Source organism: Haloarcula regularis, from assembly GCF_029338315.1.
Taxonomy (GTDB): Archaea; Halobacteriota; Halobacteria; order Halobacteriales; family Haloarculaceae; genus Haloarcula; species Haloarcula regularis.
In genome coordinates this window covers 1,074,232-1,094,199 of record NZ_CP119794.1, presented here as the reverse complement: position 1 = coordinate 1,094,199, position 19,968 = coordinate 1,074,232, and the positions used below count along the sequence as shown (strand labels likewise).

19 protein-coding genes and 3 pseudogenes are annotated in these 19,968 nt (G+C 68.5%); 14 read left to right on the top strand and 8 right to left on the bottom strand.

Features of this window, described 5'->3' with window-relative positions; all coding sequences use genetic code 11:
- Positions 1 to 112 precede the first annotated feature (112 nt).
- A pseudogene (locus P1N55_RS05905) lies at positions 113 to 960 on the bottom strand (TatD family hydrolase).
- A 43-nt stretch (positions 961 to 1,003) separates the two neighbouring features.
- Positions 1,004 to 1,471: an NYN domain-containing protein gene (locus P1N55_RS05900; RefSeq protein WP_276278022.1), complete on the bottom strand. Its 468-nt coding sequence runs from the start codon at positions 1,469 to 1,471 to the stop codon at positions 1,004 to 1,006.
- Between the two features lie 364 nt (positions 1,472 to 1,835).
- Here P1N55_RS05900 and gcvT point away from each other — a divergent pair.
- The 5 genes and pseudogenes from gcvT to P1N55_RS05875 all read left to right on the top strand — a co-directional run bounded on the left by gcvT (position 1,836) and on the right by P1N55_RS05875 (position 10,439).
- Positions 1,836 to 2,926: pseudogene (gene gcvT / locus P1N55_RS05895) on the top strand (glycine cleavage system aminomethyltransferase GcvT).
- A complete protein-coding gene (gene gcvH / locus P1N55_RS05890) occupies positions 2,923 to 3,306 on the top strand; it encodes a glycine cleavage system protein GcvH (RefSeq protein WP_276278021.1) in 384 nt (127 codons plus the stop codon). The pseudogene gcvT and the gene gcvH overlap by 4 nt, the downstream one beginning before the upstream one ends.
- An 85-nt stretch (positions 3,307 to 3,391) precedes the next feature.
- Positions 3,392 to 4,732, top strand: coding sequence for an aminomethyl-transferring glycine dehydrogenase subunit GcvPA (gene gcvPA / locus P1N55_RS05885; RefSeq protein WP_276278019.1), 1,341 nt, complete (start codon positions 3,392 to 3,394; stop codon positions 4,730 to 4,732).
- A complete protein-coding gene (gene gcvPB, locus P1N55_RS05880) occupies positions 4,732 to 6,189 on the top strand; it encodes an aminomethyl-transferring glycine dehydrogenase subunit GcvPB (protein WP_276278018.1) in 1,458 nt (485 codons plus the stop codon). The genes gcvPA and gcvPB overlap by 1 nt, the downstream gene beginning before the upstream one ends.
- 53 nt (positions 6,190 to 6,242) lie before the next feature.
- Positions 6,243 to 10,439: a PAS domain S-box protein gene (locus tag P1N55_RS05875; RefSeq protein WP_276278017.1), complete on the top strand. Its 4,197-nt coding sequence runs from the start codon at positions 6,243 to 6,245 to the stop codon at positions 10,437 to 10,439.
- Here P1N55_RS05875 and P1N55_RS05870 read toward each other — a convergent pair.
- From P1N55_RS05870 to P1N55_RS05860, 3 genes are all read right to left on the bottom strand, one after another.
- Positions 10,436 to 10,804, bottom strand: a complete 369-nt coding sequence (locus tag P1N55_RS05870) for a response regulator (RefSeq protein ID WP_276278016.1) — start codon at positions 10,802 to 10,804, stop codon at positions 10,436 to 10,438. The two genes, P1N55_RS05875 and P1N55_RS05870, sit on opposite strands and share 4 nt — an antisense overlap.
- Before the next feature lie 38 nt (positions 10,805 to 10,842).
- On the bottom strand, positions 10,843 to 11,046 hold the full coding sequence (locus P1N55_RS05865) for a DUF7511 domain-containing protein (RefSeq protein ID WP_276278015.1): 204 nt from the start codon (positions 11,044 to 11,046) through the stop codon (positions 10,843 to 10,845).
- 68 nt (positions 11,047 to 11,114) lie between these two features.
- Positions 11,115 to 11,285, bottom strand: coding sequence for a DUF7838 family putative zinc beta-ribbon protein (locus P1N55_RS05860; RefSeq protein WP_276278014.1), 171 nt, complete (start codon positions 11,283 to 11,285; stop codon positions 11,115 to 11,117).
- A gap of 91 nt (positions 11,286 to 11,376) precedes the next feature.
- Between P1N55_RS05860 and msrA the strand changes: the two genes are divergently transcribed.
- The 7 genes and pseudogenes from msrA (at position 11,377) to P1N55_RS05825 (ending at position 15,955) form a co-directional block, all read left to right on the top strand.
- On the top strand, positions 11,377 to 12,045 hold the full coding sequence (gene msrA / locus P1N55_RS05855; RefSeq protein WP_276278013.1) for a peptide-methionine (S)-S-oxide reductase MsrA: 669 nt from the start codon (positions 11,377 to 11,379) through the stop codon (positions 12,043 to 12,045).
- 56 nt (positions 12,046 to 12,101) lie between these two features.
- Complete coding sequence (locus P1N55_RS05850; protein WP_276278012.1) at positions 12,102 to 12,638, top strand: cob(I)yrinic acid a,c-diamide adenosyltransferase; 537 nt, start codon at positions 12,102 to 12,104, stop codon at positions 12,636 to 12,638.
- A 71-nt stretch (positions 12,639 to 12,709) separates the two neighbouring features.
- Positions 12,710 to 12,940: an antitoxin VapB family protein gene (locus tag P1N55_RS05845; protein WP_276278683.1), complete on the top strand. Its 231-nt coding sequence runs from the start codon at positions 12,710 to 12,712 to the stop codon at positions 12,938 to 12,940.
- Complete coding sequence (locus P1N55_RS05840; RefSeq protein WP_276278011.1) at positions 12,937 to 13,329, top strand: PIN domain-containing protein; 393 nt, start codon at positions 12,937 to 12,939, stop codon at positions 13,327 to 13,329. The genes P1N55_RS05845 and P1N55_RS05840 overlap by 4 nt, the downstream gene beginning before the upstream one ends.
- Before the next feature lie 146 nt (positions 13,330 to 13,475).
- Positions 13,476 to 13,649, top strand: a pseudogene (locus P1N55_RS05835) (HVO_2922 family protein); the annotation flags it as partial.
- Positions 13,650 to 13,703: 54 nt separating this feature from the next.
- Positions 13,704 to 14,675, top strand: a complete 972-nt coding sequence (gene mvaD / locus P1N55_RS05830; protein WP_276278009.1) for a phosphomevalonate decarboxylase MvaD — start codon at positions 13,704 to 13,706, stop codon at positions 14,673 to 14,675.
- A gap of 86 nt (positions 14,676 to 14,761) precedes the next feature.
- On the top strand, positions 14,762 to 15,955 hold the full coding sequence (locus P1N55_RS05825) for an NAD(P)/FAD-dependent oxidoreductase (protein ID WP_276278008.1): 1,194 nt from the start codon (positions 14,762 to 14,764) through the stop codon (positions 15,953 to 15,955).
- 5 nt (positions 15,956 to 15,960) lie between these two features.
- Here the strand turns inward: P1N55_RS05825 and P1N55_RS05820 are convergent, their stop codons facing one another.
- Positions 15,961 to 16,845, bottom strand: coding sequence for a chemotaxis protein CheW (locus P1N55_RS05820; protein ID WP_276278007.1), 885 nt, complete (start codon positions 16,843 to 16,845; stop codon positions 15,961 to 15,963).
- Positions 16,842 to 17,738, bottom strand: coding sequence for a ParA family protein (locus tag P1N55_RS05815; RefSeq protein WP_276278006.1), 897 nt, complete (start codon positions 17,736 to 17,738; stop codon positions 16,842 to 16,844). Before P1N55_RS05815 ends, P1N55_RS05820 begins: the two co-directional genes overlap by 4 nt.
- A gap of 172 nt (positions 17,739 to 17,910) precedes the next feature.
- Between P1N55_RS05815 and P1N55_RS05810 the strand changes: the two genes are divergently transcribed.
- On the top strand, positions 17,911 to 18,411 hold the full coding sequence (locus P1N55_RS05810; RefSeq protein ID WP_276278005.1) for a FlaD/FlaE family flagellar protein: 501 nt from the start codon (positions 17,911 to 17,913) through the stop codon (positions 18,409 to 18,411).
- Between the two features lie 82 nt (positions 18,412 to 18,493).
- A complete protein-coding gene (locus tag P1N55_RS05805; protein WP_276278004.1) occupies positions 18,494 to 19,558 on the top strand; it encodes a rod shape-determining protein in 1,065 nt (354 codons plus the stop codon).
- On the opposite strand, the gene P1N55_RS05800 is transcribed toward P1N55_RS05805, so the two are convergent.
- Positions 19,555 to 19,767 carry a hypothetical protein gene (locus P1N55_RS05800; protein WP_276278003.1) on the bottom strand — a complete coding sequence of 71 codons (213 nt, stop codon included), beginning with the start codon at positions 19,765 to 19,767 and terminating at the stop codon, positions 19,555 to 19,557. The two genes, P1N55_RS05805 and P1N55_RS05800, sit on opposite strands and share 4 nt — an antisense overlap.
- Positions 19,768 to 19,968 lie beyond the last annotated feature (201 nt).

Below are 19,968 nucleotides of genomic sequence, written 5' to 3'. Positions count from 1 at the left end.
CGCCAGCGTAACTATATAGATGTGCACGACTCGGGTGGACTGACTTCCGACGTCCCCAGTGCGGTTCCCGTCGCCGCACGGTCAGCGCTCTTGGAGGCGGCGTCCGTGGGCCTCAGGCGCGCTCCAGGCTGCCTTCGGTGTCGATACCATAGACCTCCCGGGGTGTCTCGACGTGGGCTGTCCGGACCGCGGCCTCGTGGCCTTCCTCCAGGAGCCATCGGACCCGACGGGGAACCGTCTTCGGCCCGAGCACCGCCCCCGGCCGGTCGGGGTCGTCGATGTAGTCCGTCTCCATCAGGAACGGGTCCCCCTCCGCGACGGCGATCTCAGCTCGTCCTTGTCTGCGAGCACCGACTTCGTCGGGCCCCGCAACCGGCCGCCCGAGTAGTGCTTGACGACCTGGCGCCGGTCGAGTCCGGCCGCTTCGCCCCACTCGGCGACGGGCTCGAAGTCCTCGCCGCCTTCGGTGTGCAACTGGACGGCACAACCGTGGTCGGCAGCGAGTTCGAACCCGTAGTGCATCACCTCATTCGAGGCCGCCCAGACGGCCGCGTCGACGTCGTAGTGGGGCCGACCGGTCTTCAGTGCCAGCGCCCTCCCGTCGGCGACGAACTCGGCGGCGACGTCCAGCCCCGCCTGCATGATGTCGCGGGCCTCCTCGGGGTCGTACCCCTTCTCGACGAGTTTCGAAATCAGCGCCGGGTGGACGCCCAGCACCGGCCAGGCCCGGCCCGGGAGCATCTGGGACGCCTCGCGGGTGACCGAGACGGTGAGGTCGAACCCCTCACGGAACGCGCTCTCGTCCGTCGCCGTCTCGACGAGCATCCACGAGGGCTTGTTCAACACGAGCAGGTGGGTCCCGCCGTGGTCGGCGAACTCCGCGGCGGCCTCGACGCCCCGGCCGTTGACCGGGTCCAGGTGCAGGTGGTTGTCCAGCACCGGCGTGTCGTCGATGTCCATGTCCGACCCAGTGGCTGCGACGGCAAAAGCCGTTCCCGTTCGGCTACTCGACGTCGCCCCGCAGCGAGAGCGCGTCGTGGGCGGCGTTCTGTAGCGCGTCCGAGCGCCCGTGCTCGCCGGGGGCCAGGGCGACGGTGGTGACGCCCTCCCGGGCGGCCACCTCCAATACCGGCTTGAAGTCCGTGTCCCGCGAGGCGACGACGAGGACGTCGATGCGGCCGGCGACGACCGCTTCCGTCGCGTCCACCGCCAGGCGTACGTCGACGTCGCCGCTCGTCGTCACCACCTCGAAGCCCCGGGCCTCGGCCGCCTGGATGAGGCCCGGCGAGGCGTTCTCGTCGACGTACAGCCGCGTCGCCGCCAGGGATCCATAGGACTCGCCGATCTGGCGGATGTCGTCTAAGTCGACGTCGAACTCGCTGCGGAAGACGTTGGGCCCGTCGACGAACACGCCCGTCCGAACGCGCTCGTCACCCCCACGCTCGCCCAGAAACCGGCGAAACAGGTTCATGAACTTCTCTCGCCGGTGGTCCGGTTTATCTCTGGCGCTTCGCCGCGGGGCCGTGTGTGGGCCACTCCACGTTTCGGGATAAACCAGTATCCGCGATACGAAACCGGTCCGTCCACGGTGCTGTCTGGTCGGTCTGGTCGCGCGTTCCGATCGCACGTCGGACAGGGCGAGCCCGACGAGTGGCAACGCCGGAGCGCGACACCGGGCCCCTCGTTTGCCCCGCGCCGGGGAAGCCGTCGAACTCCGTTCGGCCCCGCCCCTCGGTGTCGCGGACGCTATTTGCTATCGCGATATATGATTTATCAGTCCCCACCGTTCGTGTCGGGAAGCAAACGGTAAGGCGGTTCGCCCCCTCGCAGCCGACATGACACTCCGAACGCCCCGCTCGCGGAACGTCACGAGGAGGCCGGTGCCCGGTTCACCGACTTCGGTGGCTGGGAGATGCCCGTAGAGTTCGACTCGATACGCGAGGAGCACGCGGCGGTCCGCGAGACGGTCGGCAAGTTCGACGTCTCGCACATGGGACAGGTCACGGTGTCGGGACCGGACGCGGCCCAGCTGACACAGCGGTTGACGACCAACGACGTCACCGCGCTGGACCCCGGCGAGGCACAGTACTCGGCTGTCACCGACGCGGACGGCGTCATCCTCGACGACACTGTCGTCTACCGCCTGCCCGAGGGCGAATCCGAGGACTACGTCTTCGTGCCCAACGCGGGCCACGACGTACAGATGACCGACCGCTGGAAGTCACACCGGGAGGCCTGGGAGCTGGACGCGACGGTGACCGACCGCACCGAGGCGTACGCGATGCTAGCGGTCCAGGGTCCCGATTCCCGGGCGACCCTGGCGGGCGAGACGGACGTCGCGCTCGCAGATCTCTCGCGGTTCGAGATCGCCAGCGGCACCGTCGCCGGCGTCGACACACTGGTCGCGCGGACGGGATACACCGGCGAGCAGGGGTTCGAAATCCTCTGTCCGTGGGACGCGGCCGAAGAGGTGTGGACGGCCCTGGACTGCCAGCCCTGCGGGCTCGGGGCGCGTGACACGCTCAGACTCGAGATGGGCTTTCTCCTCTCCGGCCAGGACTTCCACCCCGAGGAGAACCCGCGCACGCCCTACGCGGCTGGCATCGGGTGGACCGTCAAACTCGACACCGAGTTCGTCGGTCGCGACGCACTGGAGGGCGTCTACGAGGAGGGCGTCGACGAGAAACTCGTCGGCCTCGAACTCGTCGAGCGCGGGGTGCCGCGCCACGGCTACGAGGTGACGACACCCGACGGCGACCATCTCGGGACGGTCACCAGCGGCACGATGAGTCCGACACTCGGCATCCCGATCGCGCTCGCGTACCTGCCGACGGCCTATGCGGAGCCGGACCGGTCCATCCGGGTCGTCGTCCGCGGCGAACCGAAGAAGGCACGTACCAGGGCCACGCCATTCCTCGACAGATGAGCTTCGACGTTCCCGAGGACTGCCAGTACAGGGAGTCACACGAATGGGTCCGCGCCACCGACGGCACCGCCCGCGTCGGCATCACCGACTTCGCACAGGACGAGCTGGGCGACGTCGTCTTCGTCGAACTGCCGGCGGTAGGCGACGAACTGGCCACCGGCGACGACTTCGGTGTCGTCGAGTCGATCAAGGCCGTCTCGGACATCTACACGCCCGTCGCGGGGACGGTCACTGCCGTCAACGAGCGACTGCGCGACGAGCCCGAACTCGTCAACGAGGACCCCTTCGGCGAGGGCTGGCTGCTCGAAATCGAGCTGGCCGACGAGGCCGAGCTCGAGGACCTCCTCTCGCCGGCGGCCTATCGCGACCAGATCGAGTAATCACGGCCCGGATGGCTACGCTAATGTAGCTGACACCGGTAGGCCCTCCTATCATGTCTGTCCGTGCGGCAGGGTGGTCGCCGCGATGACCGACAGCGGCCCACCCACGACCGGCAGTCCATACGTACCGCACTCACCCGCCGAGACGCGAGCGATGCTCGATGCCGTCGGCGTCGACGACGTCGAGGCGCTGTTCGACGTCCCCGACTCGGTCGCCTTCGACGGCGACCTCGACATCGACGCCCGAAGCGAACGGGCGGTCCGGACCGAAGTCGCCGCCCTGCTCGGGCGCAACGCCGACCTCACCGAGTTCCTCGGCCGGGGGCACTACGGCCACTACGTCCCGTCGCTGGTCGACGACCTCTCGCGGCGCTCGGAGTTCCTGACCTCCTACACCCAGTACCAGCCGGAGGTCGACCAGGGGTTCCTCCAGGCGCTGTTCGAGTACCAGTCGCTCCTGGTCGAACTGACCGGCCTCGACGTCGCCAACTGCTCGATGTACGACGACGCGACGGCGCTGGGGGAGGCAGCGACGCTCTCCCAGCGCGTCCGCTCGGTCTCGGGCGACCGGATACTGGTCCCCGAACACCTCCGTGACGGCAAGCGCGCCGTCCTCGAGAACTACGTCGACGGCCCCGGCTGTCCCGTCGAGTCCTACCCGATGGACGACGGCTGCGTCGACGTCGACGGGCTCGCGGCGACGATGGACGAGGACGTCGCGATGGTCTACGCCGAGACGCCGACCGTCCGCGGCGTCGTCGAGGAGCGGGCCGGTGCCGTCGGTGACCTCGCCGACGAGCACGACGCCCTGTTCTGTCTCGGCAGCGACCCCGTGGCGATGGCGCTGCTTGAGCGCCCCGCCGACGTGGGCGCGGACGTCGTCGTCGGCGACGCCGCCACGCTCGGGACGGGCACGGCCTACGGCTTCGGCTTAGGCCTGTTTGTCACGCGCGAGGAGTACCTCCGGCAGGTGCCCGGCCGACTCGTCGGCGCCAGCGAGGACGCCGCGGGCCAGCGGGCCTACACGCTGACCCTGCAGACCCGCGAACAGCACATCCGCAAGGAGCGGGCCACCTCGAACATCTGTACGAACCAGGCGTGGGTCGCCCTGCGGGCGGCGATGCACGCGGCCTGGCTCGGACCCGACGGCCTGGTCGACCTGGCCGCGGACTGCGTGACCCGGCCCCGCGACCTCGCGGCGAGACTCGACGAGGTGGTCGGTCTCCAGGCGCCGGTCCACGACCGGCACCACTTCCGTGAGTTCGTCGCCCACACCGACCAGCCCGCGCGGGTGGTCGTCGAGGATCTGGCGAGGGAGGGCTACGGCGTCCACGCCGTCGGCGAACACCGGATCCAGGTCTGTGCGACCGCCCAGCCGCGCCGGAGCGAGGCGGCCTTCATCGAGACCATCTCGGAGGTGGCCTGATGGAGTACGACCAGGCCCGCTGGACGGACGCGGACCGGTACGAGCCGCTGCTGGCCGAGAAGTCGACCCGCGAGGTCGCCGTCGAGGACGGCCCGCTGCCCGACGACCTGACGCGGGACTCGCTGGCGTTGCCCGACCTCTCGGAACCGGAACTCGCGCGCCACTACACGCGTCTCGCTCAGATGAACTACGGGGTCGAGAGCGGTCCCATCCCGCTCGGATCCTGTACGATGAAGTACAACCCGTCGTTCACCGAGGACGTCGCGGCCCACCCGAAGGCGGCGGTCCACCCGGACCGGCCGGCCCGGACCGTCCAGGGGACGCTCGAACTGTGTCACCGCCTGCAGGACTACCTCGCGCGCATCGGCGGGATGGACGCCGTCACGCTCCAGCCGCCCGCGGGTGCGGCCGGCGAGTTCACCGGCATACAGGTCGCCAAGGCCTACCACGACCACAACGGCGAGGACCGCTCGTCGGTGGTCATCCCCGACTCGGCCCACGGGACGAACTTCGCGACGGCGGCGATGGCCGGGTACGACGTGGTCGAACTCCCCAGCGACGACGACGGCCGGGTGGACGTCGACGCGCTCGAGGCCGCCGTCGACGACGACACCGCCGCGCTGATGCTCACGAACCCGAACACGCTGGGGCTGTTCGAGCGTGACATCGAAGCCATCGCCGACGTGGTCCACGACGCCGGCGGCCTGCTCTACTACGACGGGGCGAACCTCAACGCTCTCCTGGGCCGGGCACGCCCCGGCGACATGGGCTTCGACGTGATGCACTACAACGTCCACAAGACGTTCGCGACGCCCCACGGGGGCGGCGGGCCGGGGGCGGGCCCCGTCGGCGTCACCGAGGACCTCGCCCCGTTCTTGCCCCGACCACACGTCCGCAAGGAGACCGGTGCCGAGGGCGAGGCGGGCGCCGGCAACACCGGCTTCGAGTACTACGACCCCGCCCACTCCATCGGCAAGGTCCACGGCTACTACGGCAACTGGCCGGTGCTGGTGAAGGCGTTTGCCTACATCGCTCGCCTGGGCGACGCGGGGCTCAGAGACACCAGCGCCACGGCGGTGTTGAACGCCAACTACCTCGCCGAGCGGATTCCCTACGACGTCCCGTTCGGTCCGTTCCACCACGAGTTCGTCGCCAGCGCGGGCGACCAGGACGCCGCCGACGTCGCCAAGGGGATGCTCGACCACGGTGTCCACCCGCCGACGACGAAGTGGCCCGAGATCGTCGACGAGGCCCTGATGGCGGAACCGACCGAATCCGAGAGCAAGCGGTCGCTCGATCACCTCGCGGCGGCGTTCGAGGCCGTCGCGGGCGAGGCCGACGGCACCCTCGCCGACGCGCCGACCCGGTCGGCCGCCCGTCGCATCGACCAGGTGGGAGCCGCCAGGGACCCACAGCTGTGCTGGCAGGGCCTCGACCTGTCCGATTTCGACAACTGATAGCCGCACCGTTCCATATATACTCGCCTAGCGTGCAGGGCTAGCAGGAACGAATGACCGGGTCGCCACTCCTGCTGTACGTGCGTGCCGACGGCGATGGGTCTCTCCAGACGGGTGGGGCGACGGTGCGGACGGCGACGACGCGCGACGAGGCGCTCGCCGTGCTCTCCGAGACAGACCCCGACGCAGTCGTCTGCGACCAGACCCTCGACGGGCCCGACACTGGCCTCGACGTCCTCGAATCGATACGCGAACGCGACGCCGACCTGCCGGTCGTCCTCTGTACCGACGCCCCGGACGGCGAGGTCGCCGCACGGGCGACCCAGCTGGGCGTCACCGAGTACGTCCCGCGCAGCGAGGTGTCGCTCGAGGCGCGCCTGGCGGATCTGGTCGACGGCGAGGGACCGGCCCGCCAGTCGAACGTGGCGGTCGACCTCCCGCCGTCGTTCGACGCGCTCGCGGGAAGCATCTCCGACGCCATCGTGACCATCGACGCCGAGAGCCGCATCGTCTACGTCAACGACCACCTCGCGGCCCTGACGGGCCACGACCCCGGCGACCTGGTGGGAGCCGACTTCACCTCGCTGATGCCGGCGGACTTCCGCCAGCAGCACCTCGACGGGGTCACCCGCTACCTCCGGACCGGCGAGCAGTCGGTCGACTGGTCGGGCCTGGAGTTCCCGTTGCTCACCGCCGACGGGGAGCGACTGACCGTCTCTATCTCCTTTGGCGACTTCGAGATCGGCGGCGAGTGGTACTGTACCGGCATCGTCCGGGACATCTCCGAGCGGAAACGGCGCGAACGGGAACTCGAGGAGACCAACCGGCGACTCGATCTCGCGCTGGAAGGCACGGAGACCGGCGTCTACGAGTGGCGGGTCGAGACCGGCGAGGTCGTCTGGGACGAGGCGACGGCCGACCTGTTCGACACGACGCTCGAGGACTTCGAGGGCACCGTCGAGGCCTTCCACGAGTACCTCCACCCGGCGGACCGCTCGTCGCTCGAGGCGGCCTTCGAGCAGGCGCTGGCGGACGAGGCCCCGTTCGAGGCCGAGTTCCGGGCGCTCGTCGACGGCGAGACGCGGTGGATACACACAAGCGGCGTCGTCGAGACCACTGAGGCGGCCGGGCCGCGGCTGGTCGCCATCGCGACGGACATCACCGACCAGAAAGAACGCGAGCTGGAGCTCGAGCAGAACAACGAGTCGCTCCAGCGGTTGACGGAACTGGCCGCGGCCGACGCGCGCTCCGAGGAGGCGACCGTCGAACGGGTCCTCGAACTGGGGGCAGACCGCCTCGGCCTCTCGCTTGGCTACCTGAGTCGCATCGAGGGGACCGACTACGAGGTGGTGACGGTCGTCGGCGACCACGACGTCGTCCAGTCGGGCGTCGAGACGGACCTGGCGAACACGTACTGCCGCCGCATCGTCGACGACCGGGATCTCTACGGCGTCCGGGACGCCGCCGCGGAGGGCTGGGAAGACGACATGGCCTACCAGGTGTCCGGGATCGCCTGTTACCTGGGCGGCAAGGTGGTCGTCGACGGGGAGCTGTACGGGACGCTCTGCTTTGCCGACGAGGAGCCCCGCGACGAGCCCTTTACCGACGCCGAGAAGACGTACATCGAACTGCTGGCTCAGTGGGTGAGCCGCGAACTCGAGCGGCGCAAGCGCGAGGCCGACCTCGAACGCTACGAGGACGTCATCGAGGCCGTCGACGACGGCGTCTACGCCCTCGACGAGACGGGCCACTTCGAACTGGTCAACGACGCGATGACCGACCTCACCGGCTACGAGGCGTCCGCGCTGCTGGGCTCGCACACGAGCGCCATCAAGTCCGACGAGGTGGTCGACCGCGCCGAGTCCATCGTCCGGGAGATGATCTTCGGGGACCGCGAAGACGAGGAGACGTTCGACCTGGAGATACAGTGCGCGGACGGCACCTCCTTCCCCGCCGAGGACCACATGACACTGCTGTGGGACGACGACGGCGAGTGGTTCGAGGGCACCGCGGGCATCATCCGCGACATCACCGAACGGAAGGAGCGCGAACTGGAACTGCGCGAGGCCCACCGGCGCATCGAGCAGATCCTCGAGCGCATCGGCGACGCCTTCTTCGCCGTCGACGATACCTGGGAGATAACCTACTGGAACGCCCGGGCCGAGGACGTCCTGGGTCGGGAGGCCGACGAGGTGCTCGGCGAGAACCTCTGGTCGATGTTCCCCGACGCCGTCGGGTCGCAGTTCCACGACGCGTACCACCACGCGATGGACACCCAGGAGATGGTCTCCTTCGAGGAGTACTACCCGCCCGTCGACCGGTGGTTCCGGGTGAGTGCCTACCCCTCCGAGGGCGGGCTCTCGGTGTACTTCCACGACATCACCGACCACAAGGAACACGACCGGAAGCTGTCCGGTCTGCTCGATACCTCGCGGTCGCTGATGGACGCGCGCTCGTCCGAGGCCGTCGCGGAGACGGTCATCGAGGCAGCGAGCGAGCAACTGGGCTTCGATCTGGCGCTCGTCCGCCTGCACGACCCCGAGGCGGGGACGCTCGTCCCGACGGCGGCGACGACCGACCTCCCGCCGCGGTCCGTCTACGAGGACGACGAGGCGTTCCCCGGTGAGGCGTTCCAGCGCGGCGAGACGATCCGCGTCGACGACTTCGCGGCCCTCGACGATGACTACGACAACGAGCACGCCAGCGCCGCGATGTACATCCCCCTCGACGACCACGGCGTCGTCAGCATCGCCTCGCCCGAACCGGGGGCGTTCGACGACGCGGACGTCTCGGTCGCCGAGATCCTCGCCTCGAACGCGGCCGCCGCGCTCGACCGCGTCGAGCGAGAACAGCACCTGCTGGAGTACGAGACGGTCGTGGAGAACGTCCGTGACATGGTCTACGTCCTCGACGACGAGGGCCGGTTCCAGCTCGTGACCGACCCGCTCGCGACGTGGCTCGGGTTCGAGCGCGAGGCGCTGATAGACGAGCACCCCGAGGCCGTCCTCGACACCGAGTCGCTGACGGTCTTCGAGGACCAGGTCGCGGCGCTGCGGGCCTCGGAGACCGACGAGACGTTCCAGGTGGAGACGACTCTCGAGACCGCCGAGGGAACCGAGCGACCGGCGGAGGTGGAGATCTCCGTCCTCGACGACGACGTCTTCCGCGGGACCGTCGGTGTGGTGCGGGACCTGACCGACCTCCGGGAGGCCCAGGCGGAGCTCGAGGACGAGCGGGACCGCTTCTCGTACCTCTTTGATAACCTCCCGGACGCGGTCGTCGAGACGGAGATCGGCAACGGCGAGCCCGTCGTCAAGTCGGTCAACGCCGCGTTCACCGAGGTGTTTGGCTTCGAGGCCGACGACGTCGTCGAGGAGCCGCTGAACGACTTCGTGCTCCCGCTGACCGAGGAGGCTCGGGCCGAGGCGGCCCGCCTCGACGCGAAGGCGGCCAGGGGCGAGACGGTCAAGACCGAGGTCCGCCGACAGACCGAGGATGGCATCCGGGACTTCCTCTACCGGGGGGTGCCCTACAGCCGCGACGGCGAGCAGGTCTGGAGCTTCGGCATCTACTCCGACATCACCGAACAGCGTGACCGCGAGCGGCGCCTGCAGGTGCTCAACCGGGTCCTGCGGCACAACCTCCGCAACGACCTGACCGTCGTGCTGGGCCTGGCCGACGAGCTGCAGTCGCGGATCGACGACGAGCGCCACCTGGAACTGCTCGAGCGCCTCCAGCGGAAGGCAAGCGAGGTGGCCGAACTCAGCGACCGGGCCCGCCAGATAGAGCAGTCGGCCCGCCGCGAGGAGGCCGGCCGGAAACCGGTCGACGTGCCGACGGTCGTCGAAGACCTGATCGACACCAGCCGTCGCGAGTTCGACGGCGACATCGTCACCGACGTCCCGGAGACGGCCGCGGCGGCCGCCGACGGCCGTTTCCGCCGGATTCTCGACGAGCTGGTCGAGAACGCGAAGACCCACGCCGGCGAGTCACCGACGGTGGAGGTCGACGTCGACGTCTCGCCCGAGACGGTGTCGGTCACTGTCGCCGACGACGGGCCGGGGCTCCCCGAGCACGAGCTCGCCGTGGTGACCGGTCGCGAACCCATCACCCAGCTGAGCCACGGGAGCGGGCTGGGACTGTGGCTCGTCGTCTGGGTGACCGAGTCCTACGGCGGGACGGTCGACTTCGAGGAGTCTGCCGCGGGCGGTGCGGCGATCACGCTGACGCTCCCCCGGACTGACACCTAGACCGCGTCCCTGATGTGGGCGGCGAGGGTGCTGTACTGCTCCGTCCCGGTCCCCTTCTGGACGAACTTCGTAACGCCGGCCGCCGTGGCGTCCGGTTCCACGTCTTCGGGTTCGCGGGCGCTGAAGAGGAAAAACGGCGTCGAGCCGTCCTCGTCGCGGACGGCCCGGCACAGCTCTAAGCCGTCCATCCCGGGCATCGTGTAGTCGCTGACGATGGCGTCGTACGCGCCGCTCCGCGCCTCTTCGAGGGCCGTCGCCGGGTCACGCTGGGTGGTGACCGACAGGCCGTCCTCCCGCTCGAGGAACGTGGCCACGATGTCGAGGACGTCCGGGTCCTCGTCGACCAGCAACACCTCGATACTCATTAGAATGCGGTCGGGCTCACAACTGTAAAAACGCTCTGCTATTCCATCTCCGAGAGAGGGACGAACGCCGACCGGTCTGCCGAGAGCCACGTCGACATGCGGGCGTCGCCCGAGAGGCCGGGCGGAAAGACCGTACAGCGGTCCGCGCGGTCGCTGTATTCGACGACGCGCATCGAGAGGCCGAGGTCGGACCGTCGGGCAGACGTGTACGCCTCGGGGACACTCCGGGGGTCGACACTCATGCTCGTTCGGGAGACGTCGCCGCTAGTGTAAAACGGTTGCTATGTACACTCCGTACCGATACCGAGCCCTATGCAACCTGGCTGGTATCGACCTCGTTGTCGATGCGGACGAACCCGTAGTCGCACTCGGGACAGTGCCACTTGATTTTCGTGCCGAGGTGCATCGTCGTACTGGCGACCTTCCAGAAGTCGCGGTACTCCTCGCAGATGGGGCAGTAGTGCTCGAGTTCCAGGCTCATGTGGCGAGGTTGCGGGGCCGACTAGTTGAAACTCCCGGTTCCCGCCCCCCCGGGGCGAAGGAGGCAAGCCCTGGCGGCACCTGGAGCTGCTATGGAACGGACGGACGCAGGTACCGGGACTCGCTCGCCACCGTCGCTCGACGCCGCGGCGCCCCCGCCGGACGCGACCGAGACCGCGACGTTCGGCATGGGCTGTTTCTGGGGCCCCGACGCCCGGTTCGGGGCGATGCCGGACGTGGTCCGCACGCGGGTGGGCTACGCCGGCGGGACCGACCCGGACCCGACGTACTACGCACTGGGCGACCACACCGAGGTCGTCCAGATCGAGTACGACCCGGCCGAACTGACCTACGCGGACCTGCTCTCGGTGGTCTGGGCCAACCACGACCCGTTCTCGGCGGCTCACAAGCGCCAGTACCGCGGGGTCGTGCTGGTCCACGACGACGACCAGCGGGAGGTCGCCGAACGCACCCGGGACGACCTGGCCGCGCGGACGGGCAAGTCAGTCGCGACGGCCGTCGAGACGTACTCCGGGTTCACGCTGGCCGAGGACTACCACCAGAAGTACGAGCTCCGGTCGACCCCCGTCGTCGGGGACGAGCTCGAGACCATCCTCGGTGACGAGTTCGTCGACTCGACGGTGGCGGCGCGGCTGAACGGCTTCGTCGCCGGCCACGGCGACGCCGACCGGCGCGAGGCGCTGCTGGCCGCGCTGGACCTGCCACCGACCGTGCTCTCGGAGGTCCACCGGCGGCTCTGACCGCTGTCGTCGGCACCGGGCGCGGCTATAAGGCCGTGGCACCCCCAGTCACGAGCATGACGATCTACACCGGCCGTGGCGACAAGGGACAGACCGACCTGCGGACCATGGACCGGGTGTCGAAGGACTCCCGGCGCATCGAGGCCTACGGGACCGTCGACGAGGTGAACGCGCTGGTCGGCGTCGTCCGGCCCACAGGGTACGACGACATCGACGGCCACCTCCGGGACGTCCAGAACCACCTCCACATCGTCCAGGCGGACTTCGCGAACCCCTCGCCGGAGGAGGGTGACCCGCAACTCGCCGAGCGCCACGTCGAGGAGATCGAGGCCATCATCGACGAGGCCGACGCGGAACTGGATCCCCTGGAGTCGTTCATCCTCCCCTCGGGGTCCGAACCGGGCGCGAAACTCCACCACGCGCGGGCCGTCTGTCGCCGGGCCGAACGCCGTGCCGTCTCGCTGGCCGCCGAGGAGGCCGGCGTCAACGAGACGGCCATCGTCTACCTCAACCGCCTCTCCGACGCCCTGTTCACGCTCGCGCGCCTGGTCAACAAGCGCGAGGGGGTCCGCGAGGAGAGTCCGACGTACTGAGTCCCCCGTGCCGGTGGCTTCCTCACGGCCGGCGGTGAACGTTTATAACTGTACACAGACTACTGTGTACCCTGGGGACGAAGACGATTTCGCTCGACGAGGAGGCTTACGAGCGACTGCGAGCGCACAAGCGCGAGGGGGAAAGCTTCAGTACCGTCGTCAAGCGACTCGCCGGCGAACGCTCCTGGCGTGAGGTCGCCGGCATCTGGGCGGGCGAGACTGACGACCTCGCGGACGCCGTCGACGCGGGGCGAGAGCGGAGTCGCGAGCGTCGGGAGCGGGTACGGGACGAGCTGGAATGATCGAGGACACGAGTTTTCTCATCGACATCATCAACGGCGACGAGGACGCCGCAGCGACCCTCGAACTCCTCGAGCGCGAGAACCGACCCGAGAAAATCGCCGCGATAACCTCGATCGAACTCTACGAAGGCATCGAGTGCTCACAGAAGCCGGACGACGAGAAACAGGCGGTGTTGCGCGTCCTCGATTCGAAATACGTGATTCCTGCCGACCACAGCATCATGAAACACGCCGGCGAACTGAGTGGCCGGCTCGTGAGCGAGGGGCGGCGCATCGACCGAGAGGACTGCATCATCGCTGCCACCGCGATTCAGGAGAACGAACCCGTGCTCACGCGGAACCGGTCTCACTTCGACCGGATTCCGAGCCTCGACGTCGAGACCTACTGAGCGGCCGAGTCCCCGCGACGTGACGCCATTCACAGACACGGCCGGCACCAAAACGAACAGGATGCCAGAGACGGACGGCAGTGACACCGTATCGTCGCTCACTACTTTTTTGTGCGCACGGTCCGAGTCGGATAGATGTCATGACGGCGACCTTCGAACTATACGAGGACTCGGCCGACGACTGGCGCTGGCGACTGCGCCACGCGAACGGGAACATCATCGCCGATAGCGGCGAGGGGTACGCGAGCAAGGCCAAGGCAAAGCAGGGCATCGAGAGCGTCAAGTCGAACGCGCCGGAGGCAAGCGTCGAGGAGGTCTGAGCCGATCCGTCCGCGGTTCGCAATAGCAAAGTGGGCGGCCCGGAAGGGTCAGGTATGAAAGCGACCGCGAAGGCCCACCCCATCCAGGGACTCGTGAAGTACCACGGGATGCGCGACGAGGAGCTGCGCCTCCCGTACCACGACAGCATCTCGGTCTGTACGGCACCGAGTCACTCGAAGACCACCGCCGAGTTCGACTCGGACCGCGAGGACGACGTCTACGTCATCGACGGCGAGGAGGTCGCGGGCCGCGGCGCCGAGCGCATCGACGCCGTCGTCGACCACGTCCGCGACCTGGCGGACATCGACTACGGCGTCCGCTTCGAGTCGACCAACAACTTCCCGACGAACATCGGCTTCGGGTCGTCTTCCTCGGGCTTTGCCGCGGCCGCGATGGCGCTCGTCGAGGCCGCCGGACTCGACATGACGCGACCCGAGATCTCGACGGTCGCCCGCCGCGGGTCGTCCTCGGCCGCTCGCGCCGTGACCGGGGCGTTCTCGCACCTCCGGACCGGGATGAACGACCGTGACTGCCGGAGCGAACGCATCGAGACCGATCTGGAGGACGACCTGCGTATCGTCGCCGGGATGGTCCCGTCGTACAAGGAGACCGAGGCGGCCCACGAGGAGGCCGCCGACAGCCACATGTTCGAGGCGCGGATGGCTCACATCCACGGCCAGATCTCGGACATGCGTGACGCGCTGTACGACGCCGACTTCGACCGCGCGTTCGAACTCGCCGAGCACGACTCGCTGTCGCTCGCCGCGACGACGATGACCGGCCCCGCGGGCTGGGTCTACTGGCAACCGCGCACCATCGAGATATTCAACGCCGTCCGCGAACTGCGCGAGGAGGGGCTCCCCGTCTACTTCTCGGTCGACACCGGCGCGAGCGTCTACGTCAACACCACCGACCGGTACGTCGACCGGGTCGAGGAGACGGTGGCGGACTGCGGCGTCGACACCCGCGTCTGGGAGGTCGGCGGCCCCGCTCGCGTCCTCGATTCGGACGCGGCCCTGTTCTGAGGACTGGCCCCGGGTCGACCGGGAGCCCCCCATTCCGACGCCCGCGGTGCCACACGATTATACGCGCCCGGACCTAACAGACTGGCATGCGCGTCGCCGTCCTCGGTGCCGGATACGCCGGCCTGACACTCGCTCGCAGACTCGAACGCACGCTCCCGGCGACGGCCGACCTCGTCGTCGTCGACGAGGCCCGCGACCACCTCGTCCAGCACGAACTCCACCGGGTGGTCCGGCGGCCGTCGCTGGCCGACGAGATAACCGTCGACCTCCACGAGGTGCTGGACTGCACGGTCCGCCGGGCGACGGTGTCGGGGGTCGACGCCGACGCGGGGGTCGCGACCCTCGGGGCCGGCGACGGCGAGGAGCGCCTCGATTTCGACGTCGGGGCGGTCTGTCTCGGGGCCGAGACGGCCTTCTTCGACGTCCCGGGCCTTCGCTCCCACGCGACGCCGCTGAAGCGACTCGATCACGCGACCCGTATTCGCGAGGACTTCCTCGCGCTCGGGGACGGCGACCGCGTGGTCGTCGGCGGCGCGGGCCTCTCGGGCGTCCAGGTGGCCGGCGAACTCGCCGCGCTGGCCCGCGAGGAGTCGATGGACGTCGAGGTACTCCTGCTCGAACAGGAGGGCCACGTCGCGCCGACCTTCGCGGAGTCGTTCCAGCGGGCGGTCCGGGACGCGCTGGTCGGCCAGGGCGTCACCGTCAGGACCGGTGCTCGGGTCACCGGCACAGACGCCGACGTGGTCCGCCTGGACGACGACGAGGTGGCCCACGACCAGCTGGTCTGGACCGGCGGCATCACGGGGGCCGAGGCGATGGCCGGCGACCGACCCGTCGTCAGGGCCGACCTGCGACTGGGCGAGCGGACCTTCGCCGTCGGTGACGCGGCGCGGATCGTCGACGCCGACGGGGAGGCGGTCCCGGCGAGCGCCGCGGCGGCGATTCGCGAGGCTCGCGTCGCCGGCCGCAACGTCGTCGCTCTCGTCGAACACCTGACCGACGGGGACGGCGGCTTCGAACCCAGGCTCGACCGGTATCGATTCGACGTCCCCGGCTGGCTCGTCTCGGTGGGCGACGACGCCGTCGCGAAGGTGGGCCCGACGGTGGTCACCGGACGGCCGGCGCTGGCGCTGAAGACCACCGTCGGCGCGGGCTACCTCGGGACCGTCGGCGCCATCGAGAACGCGACTGACCTGGTCCGCGAGGAGCTGGGCGTCCCCGACGAGTCGGTCGAGGCGGCGGCCGACGACATCGTCGACGTCTCGGAGACGGAGAAGTAGGCCGGTCAGTCGCCGTCGGCAGTGGCCGACTCGAGTGCGTCGTCGGGTTCGACCCAGATGACGAACTGCTCTCGTTCCTCCCGGTCGACGACGCCGTTGATGTAGTCGGCGTCGACCGGCGGGCTGTTGACCTCGTCCTCGACGATCGGCGAGACCTGGCGGACCTCGTCGACGATCCAGCCGACGGCGCCCTGCTCTTCGAACACGTCGGGATCGAAGACGACGATGAGGTTCTGGTCGCCGTCGTCGTCGATGTCCATCATCGCCTTCGGGTCCAGGATCGTCGTTATCTGTCCCCGGAGGTCGACCACGCCCTCGACGTAGGCCTCGGTGTTCGGGACCCGCGTCACGTCCTCGCGCTTGACGATCTCCTCGACGTACTCGATGTCCAGGCAGTAATATTCCTCGCCCAGCGCGAACTCGAGGACGCGGACGAGCTCTTCTGACTTGTTCGACCCCTCGTCCATGGCCGCGGCGCTCGCCGCGCCGGTCGTCTCCTCGGCCTCGCTCTCTGCCATGGCCGCCTCGACGACTTGCTGGTCGGGGAGTTCGACGCCCGTCGGGCCCTGCGCCGTCTCGGCGGCCGCCTGCGTGGCCGCCTGCAGCTCCTCGGTGGCTTGCGCGGCGGCGTCTGTCCCGCCGGTCACCTCCGCGGCCGTCTGGGCGGCCCGCTTGGCCGCCGCCATCGCCGTCTCGTTGTCGGGCGCTTCGTCGGGGTCGGCCGTCCCCGACTCTCCCGACCCCTCGCTGCTCGCGGTGGTCTCCTGCGCGTCGTCCGCCGGCCCATCCGCCGTTGGCCCATCAGTCGCGTCCGTGTCTGTCTCGGCCCGGTTCCCCTCGCGCATCTCGCGGATACGCTCTGCTCTGTCCATGCGGTCGTCGTCACTCATGCTATCACCTCGGTGAATCCGAACTGCTCGTCGAACCTGTCGGCGATCTCCTCGAAGACGCTGGCCATGTCACACTGTTCCTCGACGCCGAAGACTGAGTTCCCGGCAGTGTAGGCCCGCTGGAGCGCGACGCGCTTGCGGACCTGCCACACCGGACTGTCCGGGAAGGCCGCGTCGAACCACTCGAGCATCATCTCGTCCTCCGAGGTAGTCTCGATGCGGTTCGCGACCACGCCCACCGTCTCGACGCTGATCCCTGTCTGGCGCTCCAGCGCGGCCATCTGGTCCATCAGCAGTTCGATGGCCCGCTCGGAGGTGGCCTCCGCCAGCGCCGGGACCAGGATGTGCCGCGCGGCGAACACGCCGGTGTCGGTCAGCTTCCCGTAGAAGGGAGGCGAGTCGATGATGACGTAGTCGTACTCGGACTCGACCGTCCCGAGCGCCCGGTCGAGCACGTCCAGGGCGTGCCCGGCCTCGACCGTCGCCGGCGTCACGTTGAACGCGAAGGAGGCCAGCGCGGCCGGGTCGACGTCGCGGTCCTGTGTCCCGGCGCGGGCGATCAGATCCGCTATCGTCAGCTCGTGTTCGGCCTGGAGCATGTCGATGCTCGAGGGGACGACGTCCATCTCCTCGTGTTCGACCACCAGGTCCGAGAGGAGTGCGGGGTCACGCGTCAGCGCGTCGAACAGCGTCGGCGGGTCGGCGTCGTAGGCCTCGACGAGTCCGAGCCCCTCCGTGGCGTTGCCCTGGGGGTCCAGGTCGACGAAGAGGACGTCGCGACCCCGGTCGTTCAGCGCTCCGGCTACGTTTATGGCGACCGTCGTCTTCCCGGTCCCGCCCTTGGCGTTTGTCACGCAGATGCGGGCCGGACCGGCGTCGTCGTGCCGACTCATCGTCCAACTGTCCGAGTCTCGGCCCTCGCTCACTATAAAAATACGCCCGATTATCATCCGCGTAACTCGGTGCGGCCGTGCGAATCTCGGTGATTCTTCGGTGTCCGGCCGTCTGACGGCCGTCAGACGGTGTGCAAGGTTTATGACGGAGGAGACGGAACACAGCTGTCACATGACCATAAACCCGCGCGACTACGACTTAGACGAGTTGCGCAAGATGGCCCGACAGCGCGACGACCGGGACAACGGACTGGCCGACGACGACGACGACGTCCCGGACCCGTCGAACCTGGACATCGGGCTCGACGGGGCCGAGGAGGAGATGCTCGCTGGGAGTTCGTTCCGGTCGGGCCTCTACCGCGAACTGCTCCCCTTCCTCGGCGGCGAGACGGCGGAGAAACCGTACCTCGGGGCGCTCCCGGAGAACTACGCCGCCGAGTTCGTGGTCTTCGAGTGGCTCGAGTTCCTCCTGATGCACTCGGGCTACCAGGGCGCCGACGAGGCGCTTTCCTACTACGAGTCCATCGACTGGATAACCGAGGACGTCCAGGCGACCCTCTCGGACTACTTGCTGGGCATCGACGAGTCGGCGACGAACGACGGCAACACCCTGAGCGTCGACGACCACCTGCTGAGCCTCGTCTACGTCGCCAAGCTGTCGACGATGGACTGAGTCGGGCCGCGACCGCGGGTTTATCACGGCTGATTCTTGACGTGAGGTTATATACCGCACCAGCGTCAACACGCCATCGTACATGAGTGACGACGACGCTGACGGGGCGGACGATGCCAACGGGGTGGTGCCGATCGGGGTCAAACTCGGCAGCACGCGGACGGTCATCGCGCTCCCGGACGACCACGGTACCGACACGCGCATCATCAAGACGCTGACCTGCATGGCGACCTACGAGGACGCCCTCACCGGCGAGGAGAAGGTGCTCTACGGCGAGGAGGCCGCCCGCGAGTACCCCGACCGGGTGCAGTACATGCTCCGCTCGGGCCTGCCGGAGGACGCGGACCGGGCGGCGATGACCGAGACGTTCTTCGAGGCGCTCATCGAGGAGAACGACCTCCCGGCCGACAGCGGCGTCGTCTACGCGATCCCGACCATCGACAACCCGACCGGGCTCGAGAACCTCCGGTCGGTCATCGAGGGGTCCTCTATCGGCCTGGAACTCGTCGAGAGCTACCCCGAGTCGCTCTGTGGGTCGATTCCGGCCTTCGGCGAGGATCTCGAGGCCATCGACCAGATATTCGTCGCGGTCAACATGGGGTCGACGAACCTCGAGGCCTCCGCGTACCGACGGGGCGAACAGCTCTCCCCGTTCACGACCGGTGCCGTGACGGGCAACGAGGTCGACCGGATGATCGCCAACTACGTCGAGGAGGAGACCCAGGGCCGGGTCAACATCGACACCCAGACCGCCCGCGAGTACAAGGAGGACCACGCCGACTTCGTCGACTTCGAACCGTTCACGGACATCATCCAGCAGCCCGGCGGCGGGTCACACGAGTTCACTATCGAGCGGTCGGTGATGGACGCCGTCGACGAGTACTTGGACGACGTGGTCGACGAACTCGCAAACACGTTCCTGCCGGAGCTGGCGAACGACTACATGAAGGTGTACAAGCTGGCGCTCGACCGTCCGGTGGTCCTGACCGGCGGGATGGCCTGTATCCCGGGCATCGTCGACGAGTTCGAGGAACGTCTCAGCGAAGAGCTCAACCGCGACGTCGAGGCGACGGCGGCCGAACAGCCGGACGTCGCCCCGACCATCGGCGCACAGCGCATCGCCGCCCGCCTGGTCGAGAACAGCTAGACGCCGCTCCAGCACTCCATCCAGCGATCGATTCGCGGTCGGAGCCCGCACTTCTCGAGCCCGTAGGTCCCCGAGAGCACCTGGAACACTTCGGTGTCGATCCGGGCGAAGGCGTCGTCGCGAGCGGCCGCCCGGCTCGTTCGGTCGTCCCCTCCGGTGGCGTCGGTGGACCGCCCGAACTCCGGCGGATCCAGTCGGATACGGGGCATACGCCCTGGTACTGGGACCTGATAGGTAAAGGTCAGTCAGACGCGCGTCCGTCCTCCGACAGACGTCGTCAGCTCCCTCGAAGGAACCGTGCCACGGAAGGGATTCCAGCCGTTCCTGATATGCAAGTAATTGGTGGCCCGTTAATATTAACGACGAAATTTCAGAACCAATAAGTGAGAATCATAGTGCCCGACATAGTA

Bases quoted from the DNA above. Each gene is read 5' to 3' on its own strand.
- P1N55_RS05850 (WP_276278012.1), top strand. From the start codon at position 12,102: ATGACGATCTACACCGGCCGTGGCGACAAGGGACAGACCGACCTGCGG.
- P1N55_RS05815 (WP_276278006.1), bottom strand. From the start codon at position 17,738: ATGAGTCGGCACGACGACGCCGGTCCGGCCCGCATCTGCGTGACAAAC.
- P1N55_RS05865 (WP_276278015.1), bottom strand. From the start codon at position 11,046: ATGAGTGTCGACCCCCGGAGTGTCCCCGAGGCGTACACGTCTGCCCGA.
- msrA (WP_276278013.1), top strand. From the start codon at position 11,377: ATGGAACGGACGGACGCAGGTACCGGGACTCGCTCGCCACCGTCGCTC.
- P1N55_RS05800 (WP_276278003.1), bottom strand. From the start codon at position 19,767: ATGCCCCGTATCCGACTGGATCCGCCGGAGTTCGGGCGGTCCACCGAC.
- P1N55_RS05805 (WP_276278004.1), top strand. From the start codon at position 18,494: ATGAGTGACGACGACGCTGACGGGGCGGACGATGCCAACGGGGTGGTG.
- P1N55_RS05860 (WP_276278014.1), bottom strand. From the start codon at position 11,285: ATGAGCCTGGAACTCGAGCACTACTGCCCCATCTGCGAGGAGTACCGC.
- gcvPB (WP_276278018.1), top strand. From the start codon at position 4,732: ATGGAGTACGACCAGGCCCGCTGGACGGACGCGGACCGGTACGAGCCG.
- gcvH (WP_276278021.1), top strand. From the start codon at position 2,923: ATGAGCTTCGACGTTCCCGAGGACTGCCAGTACAGGGAGTCACACGAA.
- mvaD (WP_276278009.1), top strand. From the start codon at position 13,704: ATGAAAGCGACCGCGAAGGCCCACCCCATCCAGGGACTCGTGAAGTAC.
- P1N55_RS05875 (WP_276278017.1), top strand. From the start codon at position 6,243: ATGACCGGGTCGCCACTCCTGCTGTACGTGCGTGCCGACGGCGATGGG.
- P1N55_RS05810 (WP_276278005.1), top strand. From the start codon at position 17,911: ATGACCATAAACCCGCGCGACTACGACTTAGACGAGTTGCGCAAGATG.
- P1N55_RS05870 (WP_276278016.1), bottom strand. From the start codon at position 10,804: ATGAGTATCGAGGTGTTGCTGGTCGACGAGGACCCGGACGTCCTCGAC.
- P1N55_RS05820 (WP_276278007.1), bottom strand. From the start codon at position 16,845: ATGAGTGACGACGACCGCATGGACAGAGCAGAGCGTATCCGCGAGATG.
- P1N55_RS05840 (WP_276278011.1), top strand. From the start codon at position 12,937: ATGATCGAGGACACGAGTTTTCTCATCGACATCATCAACGGCGACGAG.
- P1N55_RS05900 (WP_276278022.1), bottom strand. From the start codon at position 1,471: ATGAACCTGTTTCGCCGGTTTCTGGGCGAGCGTGGGGGTGACGAGCGC.
- gcvPA (WP_276278019.1), top strand. From the start codon at position 3,392: ATGACCGACAGCGGCCCACCCACGACCGGCAGTCCATACGTACCGCAC.
- P1N55_RS05825 (WP_276278008.1), top strand. From the start codon at position 14,762: ATGCGCGTCGCCGTCCTCGGTGCCGGATACGCCGGCCTGACACTCGCT.